General features: G+C 31.9%; 16 protein-coding genes. 5 read left to right on the top strand and 11 right to left on the bottom strand.

Translation table 11 applies throughout. The features are described from left to right. Positions 1–194: 194 nt before the first annotated feature. The 7 genes from pseI to pseB form a co-directional block, all read right to left on the bottom strand. On the bottom strand, positions 195–1,247 hold the full coding sequence (gene pseI, locus CWS01_RS15330; RefSeq protein ID WP_101178067.1) for a pseudaminic acid synthase: 1,053 nt from the start codon (positions 1,245–1,247) through the stop codon (positions 195–197). A 2-nt stretch (positions 1,248–1,249) separates the two neighbouring features. Next, the gene (gene pseH / locus CWS01_RS15325) at positions 1,250–1,801 is read right to left on the bottom strand and encodes a UDP-4-amino-4,6-dideoxy-N-acetyl-beta-L-altrosamine N-acetyltransferase (protein ID WP_101178066.1); all 552 of its coding nucleotides are present in this window, start codon (positions 1,799–1,801) and stop codon (positions 1,250–1,252) included. Beyond that, positions 1,798–2,877 (bottom strand): UDP-2,4-diacetamido-2,4,6-trideoxy-beta-L-altropyranose hydrolase, encoded by a 1,080-nt coding sequence (pseG, locus tag CWS01_RS15320; protein WP_101178065.1) that lies wholly within the window; start codon positions 2,875–2,877, stop codon positions 1,798–1,800. Before pseG ends, pseH begins: the two co-directional genes overlap by 4 nt. A 362-nt stretch (positions 2,878–3,239) precedes the next feature. Next, positions 3,240–3,917, bottom strand: coding sequence for a cytidylyltransferase domain-containing protein (locus CWS01_RS15315; RefSeq protein WP_235852087.1), 678 nt, complete (start codon positions 3,915–3,917; stop codon positions 3,240–3,242). Beyond that, positions 3,914–4,741 carry an SDR family oxidoreductase gene (locus CWS01_RS15310; protein ID WP_168714409.1) on the bottom strand — a complete coding sequence of 276 codons (828 nt, stop codon included), beginning with the start codon at positions 4,739–4,741 and terminating at the stop codon, positions 3,914–3,916. The genes CWS01_RS15315 and CWS01_RS15310 overlap by 4 nt, the downstream gene beginning before the upstream one ends. Next, positions 4,710–5,585 (bottom strand): aldo/keto reductase, encoded by an 876-nt coding sequence (locus CWS01_RS15305; RefSeq protein WP_101178063.1) that lies wholly within the window; start codon positions 5,583–5,585, stop codon positions 4,710–4,712. Before CWS01_RS15305 ends, CWS01_RS15310 begins: the two co-directional genes overlap by 32 nt. Before the next feature lie 111 nt (positions 5,586–5,696). Continuing rightward, positions 5,697–6,665, bottom strand: a complete 969-nt coding sequence (gene pseB / locus CWS01_RS15300) for a UDP-N-acetylglucosamine 4,6-dehydratase (inverting) (RefSeq protein WP_101178062.1) — start codon at positions 6,663–6,665, stop codon at positions 5,697–5,699. Between the two features lie 813 nt (positions 6,666–7,478). On the opposite strand from pseB, the gene CWS01_RS15295 reads away from it, so the two are divergent. From CWS01_RS15295 to CWS01_RS23040, 3 genes are all read left to right on the top strand, one after another. Continuing rightward, the gene (locus CWS01_RS15295; RefSeq protein WP_101178061.1) at positions 7,479–7,964 is read left to right on the top strand and encodes a DDE-type integrase/transposase/recombinase; all 486 of its coding nucleotides are present in this window, start codon (positions 7,479–7,481) and stop codon (positions 7,962–7,964) included. A gap of 45 nt (positions 7,965–8,009) precedes the next feature. Beyond that, entirely contained in the window at positions 8,010–8,198 is a 189-nt protein-coding gene (locus CWS01_RS23515; RefSeq protein WP_407938572.1) for an IS3 family transposase, read from the top strand. Between the two features lie 300 nt (positions 8,199–8,498). After that, positions 8,499–10,610 (top strand): glycosyltransferase, encoded by a 2,112-nt coding sequence (locus CWS01_RS23040; RefSeq protein ID WP_235852083.1) that lies wholly within the window; start codon positions 8,499–8,501, stop codon positions 10,608–10,610. A 5-nt stretch (positions 10,611–10,615) separates the two neighbouring features. Here CWS01_RS23040 and CWS01_RS15285 read toward each other — a convergent pair whose 3' ends face one another. After that, positions 10,616–11,668 carry a glycosyl transferase gene (locus CWS01_RS15285; RefSeq protein ID WP_101178060.1) on the bottom strand — a complete coding sequence of 351 codons (1,053 nt, stop codon included), beginning with the start codon at positions 11,666–11,668 and terminating at the stop codon, positions 10,616–10,618. 50 nt (positions 11,669–11,718) lie between these two features. Here CWS01_RS15285 and CWS01_RS15280 point away from each other — a divergent pair, with 50 nt between their 5' ends. Then, positions 11,719–12,822: a glycosyltransferase family 61 protein gene (locus CWS01_RS15280; protein WP_101178059.1), complete on the top strand. Its 1,104-nt coding sequence runs from the start codon at positions 11,719–11,721 to the stop codon at positions 12,820–12,822. Between the two features lie 21 nt (positions 12,823–12,843). On the opposite strand, the gene CWS01_RS15275 is transcribed toward CWS01_RS15280, so the two are convergent. Together CWS01_RS15275 and CWS01_RS15270 are read right to left on the bottom strand one after the other, a co-directional pair. After that, entirely contained in the window at positions 12,844–13,860 is a 1,017-nt protein-coding gene (locus tag CWS01_RS15275; protein ID WP_101178058.1) for a mannose-1-phosphate guanylyltransferase, read from the bottom strand. A gap of 469 nt (positions 13,861–14,329) precedes the next feature. Continuing rightward, positions 14,330–15,298 carry a CgeB family protein gene (locus CWS01_RS15270; RefSeq protein ID WP_101178057.1) on the bottom strand — a complete coding sequence of 323 codons (969 nt, stop codon included), beginning with the start codon at positions 15,296–15,298 and terminating at the stop codon, positions 14,330–14,332. 283 nt (positions 15,299–15,581) lie between these two features. On the opposite strand from CWS01_RS15270, the gene CWS01_RS15265 reads away from it, so the two are divergent. After that, positions 15,582–16,364 carry a CsxC family protein gene (locus CWS01_RS15265; RefSeq protein WP_101178056.1) on the top strand — a complete coding sequence of 261 codons (783 nt, stop codon included), beginning with the start codon at positions 15,582–15,584 and terminating at the stop codon, positions 16,362–16,364. Between the two features lie 98 nt (positions 16,365–16,462). Here CWS01_RS15265 and CWS01_RS15260 read toward each other — a convergent pair. Next, on the bottom strand, positions 16,463–17,494 hold a 1,032-nt coding region (locus tag CWS01_RS15260; RefSeq protein WP_157827672.1), incomplete at its 5' end, for a hypothetical protein.

Raw genomic sequence — 17,494 nt, 5'->3', positions numbered from 1 at the left:
TTTATATAGGGGATATATGAGTATAATATCTTCTTTCACTTCAAAAATAAGATATGGTCGTTTATTAAAAACAAAATCTTTTAGTTCTTGAATTGATTCATATATTCTGTCTACATAAATAAAATAATTAATTAGACTACTATTTTAGTAATTTTTATAAATATGGTGCCTGAAAATTTATTTATTTCAATTAATTAAAAAAGATCTTTAAATGTAAGAGGACTTCCCGCTTGAAAATCCTTTTTTGCAGTAGTATTTATTAAATGATCATAATACTTAGGTTCAAGTCCATAACCAGGTCTAATAATTTTTAAATTTTCTTTTGTAAATTCCTCCCCTGCTTTGATATCCTTAGCAATATAGAGGGATCTTCTAAATTTCAGCGACGCTTTCTCGTTTTCTGTAGGACCATATGTGACTTTCCCCATTGCCCTCCAAGCTCGTTCCGTTTCCTCTACAAGCCTTTTCATTTCCTCAGGCTCCATAGAAAATGTAGAATCCACACCTCCATCTGCTCTTGAAAGAGTAAAGTGCTTTTCTATAACGGTTGCACCTAAAACAATACTAGCTACTGATACACCAGTACCTAATGTATGATCAGAAAGACCTACTTGTACACCAAACAGCTCCCTCATATGTGGGATTGTAGCAAGATTTGTATTTTCTGGACTTGCTGGATAGGTGCTAGTACATTTTAATAATATCAAGTCTTGGCAGCCTGCTTCTTTTGCTGTACGAACAAGCTCGTCCAATTCAGCAACTGTTGCCATTCCTGTAGATATAATCATTGGTTTACCCGTGGCTGCTACTTTCTTAATCAATGGCAAATCAGTATTTTCAAAAGAGGCGATTTTGTATAGAGGAACATCTAATTGCTCTAAGAAATCAACTGCTGATTCATCAAACGGAGTACTAAATGGTATCATCCCAAGTTCACGTGCTCTATCGAAAATGGGTTTATGAAACTCCCACGGTGTATGTGCCTGGTCATACAATTGGTATAAATTTTGGCCATTCCATAAGCTTTTTTCATCATTAATTGTAAAATCAGCTTTATTTGTATTTAAAGTCATTGTATCAGCCTTATAGGTTTGTATTTTTAATGCATGCGCACCAGCTTTTGCCGCAGCTTCAACAATTGCTAAAGCGCGTTCCAATGATTGATTATGATTTCCGGACATTTCTGCAATAATAAACGGCTTATGATTAGATCCAATCTTTATATTTCCTATTTTAATGGTTTTCATAATTACCTCCCTTTCATCATCTTCTTAATAACTTCAGAATGGTCATTCCACTCTTCCTTTAAGATTCCATATAAATAAACATCCATATACTCTCCATTTTTTATTACGTGTTTGCGAAGTATTCCTTCTTGAGTAAAGCCTAATTTTTTATGAAAATTCAAACTTTTTTCATTTATGCTTAATACTTCTGCGGATAATTTCCTCATAGACAGTTCCCCAAAAATATAGTTTAATGAGGTATACCCTAGAACTGTTCCCATTCCTTTTGGAGCATCACTCGGACCAATATAAAAGCCCCATGTACACTTATTATTCATTCGATCAATGTTATTTATATTCAACACTCCATAAGGAATATTGTCATAATAAAAAATTTTTGATATCGCTTTTTCACTTTTTTGTAATCCTTCAAACCAACATACATGGTCATCGAATAATATAATGTCGCTATTATACATCATATTTCGAATGGATTCCTGATTTCTCCAATTGAATAGCTGCATTAAATCTTCCTTATGAATATCTTTTAATTCTCCCATTTTCATAAAATTCATTTTATTAGCTCCATAATATTTTTATTAACTAATTTATCTTTCACAAGCTCAGATTGCATCATATCCGAACAAATTCGAATCATTTCACTTACTTTTAAAGGATTCTTATAAAATTGATATAATTTTTCAGCAATGTCTTTGGCAGTCACATTTTCATTTCGACCTAAGCAACAGATCGCTCCTTTTTTTGCTACAGATTCTGCTAATTCTTGTTGGTTGTCTGCAACTACTATGACAATAGAAGGCAAACCAAGAAAACATCTTTCCCATGTTGTTGTACCACCTGCTCCAATTGCAAAATCTGCTTTTTGCATTAATTCCGCCATATTATTAACTTGACAATAAAAGGTTACATTAGTCATTTGCTCACAAAATTTTCTGATTTTTTCCTTTTTTGGATTTGCTGCACCTACCACAACATTAAACTGAACATCTGAAAGATTTAGCTCTTCAACTGCCTGGAGCGTTTTTATTGTTTCTCCTGTCTGATCTGATCCACCAAAAAACACAAGAACATTCTGGATAACGCCATCACTTTTTACTCTCTTTTCTTTAATGAATAAAAACTCATCGCGCAATAATGCATAGTTTGGTCCAAGCAATTGGATGCAAGAATGTGAAATTTTGTTATTATAACGGCTATTCATAGTAGGATAATAATTTTGATCAAGAAGCACATCACAATCATGTGCACGATTAGCAAGATCATCTATAACAAGGATTTTTTTAACAGCTGAACGGAGATCACTTTCCCATTTTTCATCAAGTCCATAATGATCAACAATAAGCAAATCAACTCTTTTATTTAAAGCAGCGAGTATTAATTTGGTTTCTGCTGCATCCAGTTTCCAATTTTTTTGCAGCCAGTTCCATTGATTACAAGCATCATTCTTTTTAAGAATTCGAACAGTAAATCCCTCATTTTCTATAAGTTTAATACAATTTCCTATTAGATTGCGGCAAATAAAAATAATGTTTATCTCTTCACTTTTGAGTTGTTTTGCCAAAGTGATGCAACGCATTACATGACCTGTCCCGATTTCAAGGGAAGCATCTGTTCTAATTACAATATTCATTTTAATCCCAGCCTATCGTTTCTTTTGTTCTATGTGAGCATTTATATTACCCCATTCAGGATGTATTTCTAAAAGACGAATACCATCTTTTATTAAAAATATTTCTTTTGAATTATATAATTGTATTAGAATATGTCTGATCAATTCAAAATCTTCCACTGCATCTACTGTCCAGCGATAATTTCTATAATCATGCTCATTTCTTACATTTTTAATTTTTTGTTTTAAAAAAATGTGGATTATTTCTTATTATTAATAAAGGTATTCATTAGCTTAGCCAATATCATATATCAACATATAGCCCAACCAATTTCAATTGTAGAATCTTCCTAAAAACAACTACATAAAAACCTCTTAATCGTTTAAATGATACCTAATGTTCTATCTAAATAATTTAAAATATCTACATTTTCTTCCTTTAATAACTTATAAATTAAAGCCATTTTAACATAATCATCAATTGTATCAATACTAACATTCACTAACGCTTGGTCTTCTGTATATATATCTTCAATAAATTTAACTTTAAATTTATCTTGGTTTTGATAATAATATGAAGTAACATGTTCCTTATGATCAGAAGTTAAATCTCCCGATTGGAGTATTTTAATAAAACTCTCCCGTGTAAAAGCTTCAACTCCTGAACCTTTTGGCACATTCTTATATCCTATATAATCAAGGTTACTATTAATAAGATTAAAGATAGCTTTATCAATTAACCTTGGTTCTGTCAGCGGATTATCCGCAGTAATTCTTACAACTATATCAGCATCTGCCATACTTAATACTCCATAGAAACGATTAAAAACATTATTTAGACTGCCACGAAAACATGCAATTCCATTTTTTTTTGAAAGACTTTCTATTAAATCATCTTCTATCTGATTAGAAGTTGCAATCCATATCTCATCGATTTTATTAGACAATTTAACCCGTTCTACTACTCTTTCTAAAATTGTCTTACCTTCTAAATCTAGCATCGCTTTAGCTGGTAGCCTATTTGATGTAATACGTGCCTGTATAACACCAATGACTTTCACCAAATTGTCCACCCTCCATCCACACATATATTTTGTCCTGTAATGTAGCTTGAGGCATCAGAAGCTAATAGTACTGCTATACCTTGTAATTCTTCAGGCTTTCCTATTCTGCCCATTGGATTTTTTTCACAGAGCTGAGCCATAAATTCTTTTTGATGCTGCTGCGTCTGTTCGTTCGGAAATGGACCCGGTGATATACAATTTACACGAATTCCTTCCTTGCCAAAGTGACCAGCGAGGTATTTTGTAAAATGTATAATCGCAGCTTTAGCAGAGCCATAATGGGGAGGACTGTTTTGTCCTGATTCTCCATATATATATGGATTTGGTGATACAACACCATACATGGAAGCAATATTGATTATACTTCCTGATTTTTGGCTAACCATTATTGGCAAAACTTCTTTTATTACTCTATAGGTAGAATGTATAGATCCGTCATAAGAAGACATCCAATCTGACTCAGTGCCTGTTAGCATTTCACCAGTTTTTCCATTATAAGCATTGTTCACTACTACATCTATTTTTTTCTCTTTAAGCATTATATGATTTATCGCTTCTTTTACAGAGGAAGAGTTATTAGTATCCATTTTTATATAGAACACGTCTGTTTTATATTTATTGGCTAAATAACGAGAAAAATCAGCATTTTTATCGTTATTGCGACTTGCTAAATACACTCTAGCACCATACTTAACAAACGACTCTGCCATAGAAGAACCCAAATGCCCTGACCCTCCAGTAATAATTATTGTTTTATTCTCAAGTGAAAATATATTGTTTTCCAATTTTTCACCACTTCCTTGGATCAATGATGTTTTCATTATTGCAAGAATATTTATCATAATCTAAATAGTGTTTTTCCTTATCCTGAATACTTAAATAAGTACTATAAATTTGTTTTAACTGTTTTAAGTCATTAACACCTACAATAGCTTGATCAATCTCTTTTATTGTCTTAATGTAAGACAATGCACCTTCAATTCTAGTTAAATTACTGTTTTCTAAATCAGAAAAGTATTCATTAAGCAATGGGATTATTCCTTGAAGCTTGCTGTTTACTATTGATGTTTCATTAACTAATACTCCTTGAAGAAATATAGACCGTGCATGGATTTCAATATTTTTATTTTTTAATTTTTTTAATGTACCGCTCTTGACCAATCGTTGATCAAAAACATTAATGGGAAGTTGTATAATATCAAAATGATATAAACTATCTAACCAATCAATTTCAGTTTGATCATAAACAGAAATACCAATTTTTTCTATATAACCTTGACTTTTCAACTCGCATATTTTTCCGAATAATTTATCTGCCCCTTTTTTAAACATATCTTGTGAATTATGAATTAATAATCCATAAACGGATTGTAAGTTTAACGATTGTAATGACTGATAAAAACATTTCTCTACTATTTCAATATCTTGTTGAGAAATATAATTACTATTAATATGAGGGGTCTTAGTAACAACATTAAATCCTTGAAGATTATTTATCCCTAAGATTCGTTCACTTGTTCCGTATGAAGGAGCGGTATCTAAAATATTTATTTTTCCTTTTGCATACTCTAATATTTTTTCTATCTCATCAGTTGACGTTTTTCCTGATTGATTTGTAATGCCATATTCTGTTCCAAATTGTACTGTACCTAATGCTAACTTCATAGCTATTCCCCCTTCATTATAGATTTAGTAACTGCTTAATCATTTTCATCCGTTTATTGCTTACCAAATGATACATATATTCACTTAAAACCATTTTTCAGCAAAACTATTTTATTTCATTTCTATTAAGGCCTTTAACTCATCAACCGTTAACCATTCTGTATTTAAATCACTTGTATACTTAAATCCATCTGGCATTAATTTCGCATTTTCGATATTTTCATATTTCCACCAATCGAACTCTGGTTGAATGATATAATAAGAATCAAATTCCAATGTTCGTCTTGAATCATCCTCTGTAATCATCGCTTCGTGCAATTTTTCGCCTGGGCGAATGCCCACAATTTCTATTGTACAATTTGGAGCAATTGCTTTTGCTAAATCCATTACGTTCATGCTTGGAATTTTAGGAACAAATATCTCTCCACCACGCATCCTTTCAAGGTTGTCCAAAACAAATTCAACCCCTTGATCAAGGGTAATCCAAAAACGCGTCATTCGAGCATCGGTAATCGGAAGTTTTCCATTTTCTTTCAGTTTATGAAATAGTGGCACAACACTTCCCCTACTGCCAACAACATTTCCATACCTTACTACCGAAAATTTTGTATTTTTGTTTTCAACATAAGAATTAGCTGCAACAAATAATTTATCAGATGCTAATTTTGTTGCTCCATAGAGATTAACTGGACTTACTGCTTTATCTGTACTTAAAGCAATTACTCTTTCTACTCCACAATCGATTGCCGCTTCTATTATATTTTGGGCACCATGGATATTTGTTTTAATTGCTTCAAATGGATTATTTTCACATGCTCCCACATGCTTTAACGCAGCAGCATGTACAACAATATCAACAGAATCAAACGCTCGATACAATCTATCTTTATCACGCACATCCCCGATAAAATATTGGATTCTCTTATCCGAAGACTCTCTTGCCATCTCATATTGTTTTAATTCATCCCTGCTATATACTATTACTTTTTTTATCTTCTCTTTAAGAATTCTTGCTATAAACTTCTGACCAAAAGAACCAGTTCCACCTGTTATCAATATTGTTTTTCCATCTAAATTCATTATCACCAAATCCTTATCTGTATAAGATATAATCTCTATATAATTATGTTAGTGCATCATAATACGTTTGTATGTTTGTCACATGCAAGTAATTTTGATGATTGTAACTTTATAAAGAAAAAATGTATTAGAACTTATAAGATATCAATATCAATGCCTAGTATATTAAATGAAAAACACAAATAATTTAGGAGCAATGTTAGATACTATTAATATAAGGCTTGATTGAATTGGTTTAATTGTACGTTTTAACTATATCGACTATAGGGACTAAGTTCCTTCTTTGGCAGCTTGGACAACAAGCTGGGGTTCGTATGCTTTTTTACAGTAAGAACCAATGAATTATTACAACATGTATGACCTTCAAATGAAAATCCAGAGCTGACCATGAAATGATGTGATACTCACTCCTATTAGATATTGCAGGAATCTAATAGATAGAGTACATAATTGCCAAACTTCCGTATGAACCACTTTTATTTTGCTATCCAATTATTTTAATTCTTAACTAAATAGAAAACTTAATATTTGTTAGGGATAAATTTCTATGCAAACTTAAAGAATTATTTTTGATTAATGAGGTGATGAATATGCGCAGCAATTCTCTCTAAGGAGCCATTAGTAGTTAGGAATAAAGAATTTCATCCTGTTTCTTCATATATTGAAAATAAAAATCTTTATTTCAATATAATATATTAATTACTTCATATAATTCTGTATGAGTTTTCACATATCAAATATGGTGTATCTGAAGTCACCATTTATAAATGGATCAAAGCACTAACTCTGGTAGATGGCGAGGAAAATAGTCTAATGCCACAGGACAGAGCGGAAATCCCAACGGAGAGTAAAGGACGATACGGAGCACCTAAAATTCATTTCCTTCTATTGAAAGCAGTTTTTTCAGTTAGCCTTAAACGAGTTCAACGGATTATGAGCAAGGTAGAAATTTATTCGATTACGATGAGTCCACATTCAAACAAAAAACCAATCGAGGCCCGTGAAAACATATTACAACAGGAGTTTTCCACGTCCAAATGGAATGAAAAATGGGTAGCTGATATCACCTATATCCACACTTTGCGATATGGCTGGGGTTATTTAGCCACAGTTTTAGACCTACATTCTAAAAAAATCGTCGGTTATTCTTTCTCTCGTTCTATGACGACAGAGTTTGTTTTACATGCTTTAGACGATGCCGTTTCTGTTCAACAGCCTGAGCCAGGTCTTATTTTGAGTACAGATTTTGGCTCACAATATACAAGAGAAGAATTTGGACGTGCCCCTCAAAAAACATGAAATTATTCCGTCTTTTAGCCGTAAAGGCTGCCCATATGATAACGCATGTATGAAATCGTTTCATACCATTTTAAAGAAGGAAGAATTCCATTATGTGACTACTTACATTTTGAATCAGCGAACGCAGCCCTATTTCAGTTTATTGAAGGCTGGTATAACCGTCGACGTATTCACGGTCAATTAAACTATCAAACGCCTCAAGAAGTGGAAGACCAGTACCATCAATCCTCATGAAAGTTAACTTATTTGTGTCCAAGATACTGAATCAAATCCATCTGCTCAAAGTGAATTAAACTATTAGTTGTAAATAGAATATAATCTAATGAAATAAATTTAGTACATACTATGTTGTTAGCATTTATTTTAAAAACTTATTGTAATCATTGTCCTTTTTACTTTTCTGTTCTAATGTTTTTTTTTAGCAATAAAATGTACAATGAGATTTGGAAAAATCAATGTATCTAATCTTTTTTAAGTAGGAAGATATAACTTAACTTTATTTTAATTATTATTAAATTCTAAGGAGGGCGGATTATGAATGAATACGTTTGTATAATCATCCCCAGCAGATATATATTCTTTGGAAAAAATGCCCTATTGTATTACTTTAATAACAATCCCAATGGAAATGCTTTTGTATTAACATTAGACGACAATACTAAACTAGATATTGAACAATACCAATCTAAAATAAAAATAATAAATGTAAAACAATTGAATTTAGATAAGCATAAAAATGTTAACAGCGAGATATCTATTCTTAAAATAGCATCACTACTCAAAGTTCCCTTTGTTTCTTACGCAAAAGAGCTGCTCCAACTAAATAGAATCCAATACTTCGATCTATTTAAATGGATGTACTATCCGACTGACAAACAAGCTCTTCTTCCTAATTATTTATATGAAATTTACAAACAGAGACCCAACTTACAAAAACATTTTCCTGATCCCTTTGGAGTCGATGAGAATAGATTAATTGCTTGGGCAAAAAATGATACTCTACAAGAGTACGGAATTGAAAAGGACCTCTTACAATTGCCTTTATTTGGTTCATTAGAATGGGCCATAGCCCCCGTTCATTCAAATACCATTATCCCAAATTTATTGCATAAAGTGTATAAAACAAGAGAAGATCTTCAAAAGATGTTTCCAGATATTTATTCAAAAGATGAAATAAGCTTACTTAAATGGGCACAAGTATATTTTTTTAGAGAATACAGATTAAGAATTAATATAAGAAAGTATGAAAAATTAAATTTTATTCCAAGAACTATACATCACAATTTTTTTAAGTGGGCTGTATCTCCAATAAACAAAACATCGGATTTGCCGAAGTTTATTTCGTTACTTTACTACTCTAGACCTGATCTTCAAACATTATATACAGATCCATTAATTGAAGATCGAGATAAACTATTAAAATGGGTACAGGAGCGCTTTAGCATTGAATACGATATTAATGAGAATATTCTCACCCTTTTTATGGCCCAAAATAAGGGATTTGACTTTTATCAAGTTATCGAGACCATTCAAGACCACAGTTTAGTTAAAGGGGTTAATTTGATTGGATACGCTAGGGCAGAAATAGGTGTCGGTGAAGCTTGTCGAATGACAGCAAAATCTCTTTCAACTACGAAGATACCTTTTGGAATAATTAATTATACGCAAGAAGGATTAAAAGAAGAAGATCTATCTTGGGCCAGAAAAGAAATAAATGAGCTCGCTTATTATACAAATGTTATTCAGATTAACGCAGATTCAATACCTGATGTTTATAACCACTACGGAGAACATAGTTTTGAAAATCATTACAATATTGGTTATTGGGCTTGGGAACTCATGGATTTCCCTAATAAATGGAGTAATCGCTTTAATTTTGTTGATGAAGTTTGGGCACCTTCGCATTTCGTAAAAGATTCTATACAAAAGAAAACTAATAAACCTGTAGTACGAATTCCACATGCAATTTCATTAGAAAGAAGTACTACATTTGGCCGAGAACACTTTAATTTACCAAAAAATTGTTTTTTATTTCTTACAATGTATGATTCTAGGAGCTATCAGCAAAGAAAAAATCCATGGGGAGCAATAGAAGCATTCTTGAAAGCATTTCCGAAAAACAATCTGTCGGTAGGGCTAGTTTTAAAAGTAAACAATGTAGAAACTTTCCCATCCGAACTCCATAAATTACAAGAGGCTATCAAAGGTCTCAACAACATTTATTTAATAACCAAACCTTTAAGAAGATCTGAAGTCAACTCTTTAATAAATGTCTGCGATAGTTTTATATCTTTACATAGATCAGAAGGATTTGGAATGGTTCTTGCTGAATCGATGTATTTAGGAAAACCCGTTATTGGAACAGATTGGTCTGGCAATACAGATTTTATGTCTTCTGAAAATTCATGCACAGTACACTATAAATTAGTTAAAATTGGAAATGACTATGGTCCATATAGTCATAATCAATTATGGGCAGATCCTGACATCGAACACGCTTCCTATTATATGAAGAAAATAATAAATGACTCAAGTTGGAGTGATCTGATTGCACAAAAGGGCCAAGAAACTATTTTGACTAATTTCTCTCCAAAAACAGTAGGACGAATGATTAATCATCGTCTCTTGGAATTAAACTTAATTTAAAAAGTTTATTTAAATAAAGATCTATGTTCAATAATTGCTCTAGTATTAAACCAATTATAGTAGCAATGAGAATGAGTAGCCTCAAATGGATTTGGAAAAACAGCCTGCAAGTCACTTCTTGACCTATAAATTAATCTTTGATTATTTACAATAGGTTTACCATTTGAAAAGGTTCCGTATCCCCAAGTATTTTTTTCTGCTATGGAATCTTTTTTTATTTTTTGTTCATACCAGTTTAATAAAATCGATACTGTTTCAGTATGGCCACCATATTTTTGGGCTTGCAATAAATGACTGCCATTATCCCAACCTGTAAAATGATAAAATCCTAATGGTTTTCCATCGACAGTAATGGAATTTATATCAAAACCTTGTATATTTCTAGTACTTAGATTCCATGTTGCAACATTAAAACGTGCGTTTTTTAAAATTATTACACCATTAAAATAAACCGGAACAAAATCTATCCATTTTTGGTCTGTAAAAAGACCCGTTTCAGGACTATCCTGACAAAAATGATACAATCGCTCAGACCACCACTTGCCAAATGCTTCCCCATTTTCATCATTTTTAACGCCAAAAAAACCAAGATTATAAATTCCATTTCGAAGGCTACTATAAATTTCATGATCCCTTATTGAATCCAAATTTTCTTTTGGAGCTGGTTTAGTTAAATGTGGGGTAATCAAAATACTTCCAGTATTTAATTCCCCAATTAGATCATCTAATCTTGAAAATAAGACAATATCTGGATCAAAATATAGAACGGCAGAACAGTCTTCTCTTTTAAGCAAATAATTAAGAACAAATGGTTTAATTGCAGTACTTAGCTCCACAATGCTATGTTTGAAAATCCAGCTTGTTTTATTTGGAATATCTAAGTCTTCGATTGTAATAATGCTATCAATGCCCTCGTTCGGAGCGTTAAACCAATCTGGCTTTTTGTCAGGTAAAGCTAAATGTATTATAAATTCTGGATGATATTTTTTGATAGATTCGAACAGTATCCGTACTTTTGGTAAATAATTAATTGCTGCACTTGTAAACACATGAATCATATTTATTTTCCTTTCTTCCACATATTTTTCTTTCTAAGAGGTGAACAACTTTGAAACACAAAAAAACAAATAATAATTACTTAAAAACAAAAGATTGGATAAACACAACAATCAATAGTAGCGAATTAGCCTCTAGTTACTATAAAGAAATGTTTGATGAAGAAATAATAGAAGTCCCTATTCCAAAAGGTGTAAATCCTCCAAATTGGGGAGCATATAGAAAATTCACTAAAGCCTTTGTTGCAACTATTGATAACGGGAGCATTTGGAAAGATAATTTTAATTTTTTTGTCGTGACTCCTGACAAAAAATTATTATGTGATTTAGTTTTTGAAGGATGGTGGGATAATTTTATACCAAATAATATGCCTGAATCCACTCTTAATATCTCTTCAGCAACTATTCTTACAGGTTCTGCTACTAATAATTATTATCATTGGTTATTTGATATCCTGCCAAGAATTCATTTAATAAAACTAAATGGAATGGAAGTTGAAAAATATGTCTTTGAAAAGTTGAAGTGGCCCATTCAATTTGAAACCCTTGAAAAACTGGGTATTCCACAAAAGAAAATTTTACAAATTGAAAGTCCAAATTCCCATATAAAAGCAGACAAATTAATAGTTGCATCCATTCCAGAATTATCAGGATCATGTCCTAAATGGGCTAACGACTTTGTTAGAGAGACCTTTTTAAACAGTAAGCAAATCGCCAAAATTAACGAGTTCGAACGTATTTATATAAGCAGAGAAGATGCTAATTGGCGTAAAGTTTCTAATGAAGAAGAAGTCACTAATTATTTAGTGAAAAAAGGATTCAAAAAAGTGGCATTAACTAATATGTCTTTAGATGAGCAAATTAATATATTTAATTCCGCTCAAATAATAGTATCGCCTAATGGTGCGCAATTAGGAAACCTTGTTTTTTGTAATCCCGGGGCTATTATTATTGAATTGTTCAACCAAACAACAGGAGAATTTTTTAATATCAGCCACTATTTAAAACTCGATTATTTTCATTTAAAATGTAAAGCCGCAAACAATCAATTTAAAAATAAGGCTTTGCATGATAGCGGTCCTCCCGAATTTTTAAGAAATAACTTTTTTGTAAATATTAAAGAATTAGAGTATATATTAAAATTGGTGGGCATTTAATCATAAAAGAAAATATTATATTCATTCAAATTCTTTAATAATAGATTTTAGAAATTTTTCTTTTGATTTATGACAAATTAAGACACCACTTTTAGTTGAAGCAATAATTAAATCTTTCGCACCAATTACAACTAGTTTTGTATCCTTTGATAATAACGTACAATCTTCCGTTGAATGCGCTTCTACATCTCCTAATAAAATGTTGGCATTTTCATCAATTTCAAAAATTCGTTCAAGACTATTCCATGTGCCAAAGTCATCCCAATTAATATTGATTGGAAGCATAAATACCTCTTCTGCCTTTTCAGTAATTGCATAATCAACTGAAATTTTTTTTATGTTTGGATATATTTTATCTAATTGATCCCAATTGCTTAGAAGACTTGTCCATAATTCTGGCTGATATTTTTGCATATTATATTCAATAGTAGAAGGTTTCCACACATAAATGCCGCTATTCCAAAATGTATTATGATTTTTTATTAATTGTTCTGCTTGCTCCAAAGATGGTTTTTCTATAAATTTGCTCACTTTCCTTTCGTTTGCAACAGCATTGACATGTAATGCTTCTATTTGCATATAACCGTAGCCAGTCTCTGGTCTAGTTGGAACTACACCTAGAGTAATAATCTTATTTTCAATCAAAGCTAACTTTTCGGCTTCAAATAGTTTATCAATTAAGTTATCATTATCTTTAATACATTGATCAGAAGGAGTTACAACTAAGACCTCATTATCATTTTTTTTTAAAAAATGCATAGCCGCAAGAGCTATACACGGCCCAGTATCTCTTTGTTCAGGCTCTAGTAAAATATTATTATCCGATAACTCTGGTAGCTGCTCTAGGACTAAATCTTTATATTCTTTTGTGGTGATAACAAATATTTTATCCAATGGTATTTTACTTTTGTACCTATTAAAAGTTTCCTGTAACATCGAATTTTCAGAGTATATTTTAATAAATTGCTTTGGGACTTTCCTATTGCTTAATGGCCAAAATCTTCTTCCTTTCCCCCCTGCCATAATAATAATTTTCATTTTTCCCACCCCAAATTCTCATTTATTTACATAATAAAAGATATCTTAGTTTTTTATTCCCATGCACCCATCGTTTAAGGCTTTAATGCCATTCAGCAATAATCTGTTTCTTCTTAACCTTTATTTTATTAAGAAAAATAATAATTAAGTTACCTATATGAAAGATTATCCTAAACTATCTCTGCATAGATTTAAACAAGCACTAATATTCTATTACCAATAAAATATGTTTAGTTTTTTTTTTTGGAACTTAAATTACCCCAAATGTCATTTTTTCATCTAAAAAACCATGAAAAATTATTCTCACAAATAATAATTCAAACCCCCTTAAAATTTCTAATGTACTTCTCCAACTCCAGTTCTTTATAAAAATCTTGTATATAATTGCTAGTGATCGCTACTATATTTTGTAATAATAACTAAATTAAGGTTAGTACTTTTAATGTTCATTCATTATGGATTTTTCTAATTAATGTCTAAGAATAATTGATATCATCTCATCTACACGATGAAAAAAAGTATGCTCCTTCTCTACACGTTCCCTCCCCTTCTTAGCAATTTCCCTTCTTTTCTCATCAGCTTGTATATAATAATTTGCCTTTTCAATAAGTTCTTTCTCACTTTTAAATGAAACAATTTCTTTTTCTTCGAGAAAATTAGTTGACAGCCCCTCTTTATATTCAATCAATTGAAATGCAGCACAGGAGGCAACATCAAATGTGCGATTATTGATACTTTTGCCAACAACCCCTAGTTTATTTTCATTATGCCGTTCATTTGCTGGTCGATGTGTATTTAATACAATTTTGGCACCATTATAATAATTAGCGACAATAGAAGGATCCATCCAATTATAATTAATGGATATATTCTGATAACGTCTAAATTTCCGCAGCAAATGTTTCCACGGCCCCACCACTTGAATGTGAAAAGGTGTATAGTGCAATAAAAGCTGAATACATCTAATTCGATCTGGATAAGGATATCCAACCAAACAGATGTCACTCTGATATTTTTTGTCTACTTGCTTCGGTGCAAATAAATGCGAATCTGTGGCTAGCGGGAGATGATAGGCTTGTTGATGCCCTTTTTTTTGATAATATTCTAAAGCTGCAGCATCAATGGTAAAAACATAATCAAAATCTTCTGCAAGAGATGAAGTAAGATCCATATAGTAAGGATCTTCAGTCAACCATACTGCTGTTTTAATCCCTCGCTGCTTTAAATATTGCAGCATATCAGCAGGCAGATAAAATCCTACTAATGTGAATGCCATATCTGGATTAAATTTTGCTATTAAGGATTGAAAATCTGGCATTCCCTTTTCTATTGAAAAAAACTCTACATCTTGCCCTATGATTTTTAACTCTTTTTGAATGCATGATTCAAACCATTCATAAATCTCTTTATATCCAGAAGAAATAAATAAAATCTTCATGTTAACGACTCCTAAAAAATGATAATGGGATACTTCCAATAAAAAAAATCGTCAGTTTCCTTATTTTAAGCTTACTACTTATCTATTTTATGAATATTCACAAACAATGTGAGAACGAATCCTCTTTTCAAAAAGAAATATCAAATAAAAATGAGAAACTAGTCCAAGCAGAAAGAACAATAAAACATATATTTAAGTATGACTAAAGACAAAAGTCACTAACTAAAAAACAGTTATATGCTTTTGATTCTTTGGAACATAAAAATTTATAGGAGTGAAATGTATGAAGAAAAATACAGGTTGCGGTTGCAACGATCATCATGATTGTCCAGAAGGATTGGCTTGTGACAAAGTAAAATCAACAGTCGGCAGTACAAATGTAACACCATTTGAAGTATCTGGTACTGAAGAAATTACAGCAGTATTGGCTGATGTTTTATTACAAACACAAGTAGAGGCTGATATTAAACTTCCTTCCTATGCAAGAGAAGTAAAGAATATTCGCAAAAATATTCGTTTAACTCAATGTAAAGCATTGCCAAATTCTCTAGATCCAACAGGACTGTCTGTAAAGATAATGATAGAAGGTTTTGTTCATAAAAACATTCAATATGTGGAAGACTGCTACGGAGTCCTAAAAGATTACGCAGTAAATGTTCCTTTTAGATTTTTCCAATTGGTACAGCTAGAAAGACCTGTAGAATTTCCGCTTGGTGAATTCAGCAGCAAAAACAGCAGCACATTTGAAAGAAGAGAAATTGCTAAAGACGGTATGGGTGCTGACCCTTGCCTAGCAGGCTCCTTAACATTTGAAGTATTTACAGAGCCAGTTCAATGCAAATTACTAGCAACTGCTATTAATGAGTGGGACTTCTTTACAAACCATGATAATTGGGGAAGATTTGACAAAATCACAGAAAAAATGGATGTAGTAATAGCAATTAAATTATTCCAAAAACAACAAACTCCTGAACCTATCCCATCTCCATCAGGTTTTCCACGTCCTACTTTTTCTACAACTTCTAATGGAACAATCGCAGACTTCTTCCGTGGCATGATCGGCTAATACTAAACAAATAAAGGGTACCTCTTTTTGGAGGTACCCTTTATTTGTTTAATAATTATCTTAAAGCACTCTCAACAAATAAAAAATTAAAACGCCATTTAATCGAACTCCATATACTGCTCTTGCAGTAAATCAATGGATATAAGTGCTCTTCCTTGAATTTGAAGCTTTTTTGCATCCTTTTCCGAGTCTAAATCATGATGGCAAATAATATTCATGCTAGTTAGACTGCTTTGGATAGGATCCGTAAACTTTTGATCTACTTCCAAGTGAAAGGTAGGTTCATCATTATGAAAAGATTGGAACATAAATTTTCTCTGACTGTTGTTTGGTACCAAAGGAGGATAAAGCCAATTTGCCTTCGCTACTTTTTCCAAATGTAGTGGCAGATTTATAATATGAAATGTTTGATTAGGGTGCTGATTCACATATTCAATACTAGCCAGAAGTGTTCCTTTAAAAAAGATAGTGTTTGAGGGCAGCGCTACAAAACATTCAAAATTTTGTATGGACCATTTGATATTTTCCACGTTGTTCATTGGCCATATCCAATCAAACGTATCCAAAATATTAATTTCCATATTTACTCTTGCAAGCAATATAGGATATTTTACAACTGGAACTGGCTTAGACTCCCCCATAAATCCATCATCTTGAGATTTCTCTAGCTGGTCAGTATCTTCCGTACCTTCTTTTTTCACTTCATCGACCAGATCATCCTCTAATTCATCATATGCGGAAGAGGATTCTTCTGGAAATAATGAAAGTGGATGTTGTTTTTCGCTATTTGATGTATCAATCTGGTCATCTAATTCTCCTTCTAGCAAGGAATATAACTCTTCCTCCAATGAAAGCATACTTTCTAAATCCTGATCATGTATGAATTCAACCTCTTCTAATTGATTGGAAGACTCTTCTGACATAGATGCATCTTGACTAGAATCATTGCTATCAGAAGGGAATAGAACCTCTTTATCTGACACTGGTTCTTCCATCTGTACACTATTATCATCAACTTGTTCTAAAATCGATTCCCTCATCAAAGAGGACAAATCATTTTCACCATCATCGTATATATGTTTGAACTCTTCTGGCACTTCACTTTTTTTATCAAAAGCTTTTTTCTTTAT

The sequence above is a fragment of the Niallia nealsonii genome, from assembly GCF_002835805.1.
Classification (GTDB): domain Bacteria; phylum Bacillota; class Bacilli; order Bacillales; family Cytobacillaceae; genus Niallia; species Niallia nealsonii.
The sequence above is the reverse complement of the archived record's forward strand: the minus strand, read 5'-3'. Positions and strand labels throughout refer to the sequence as shown.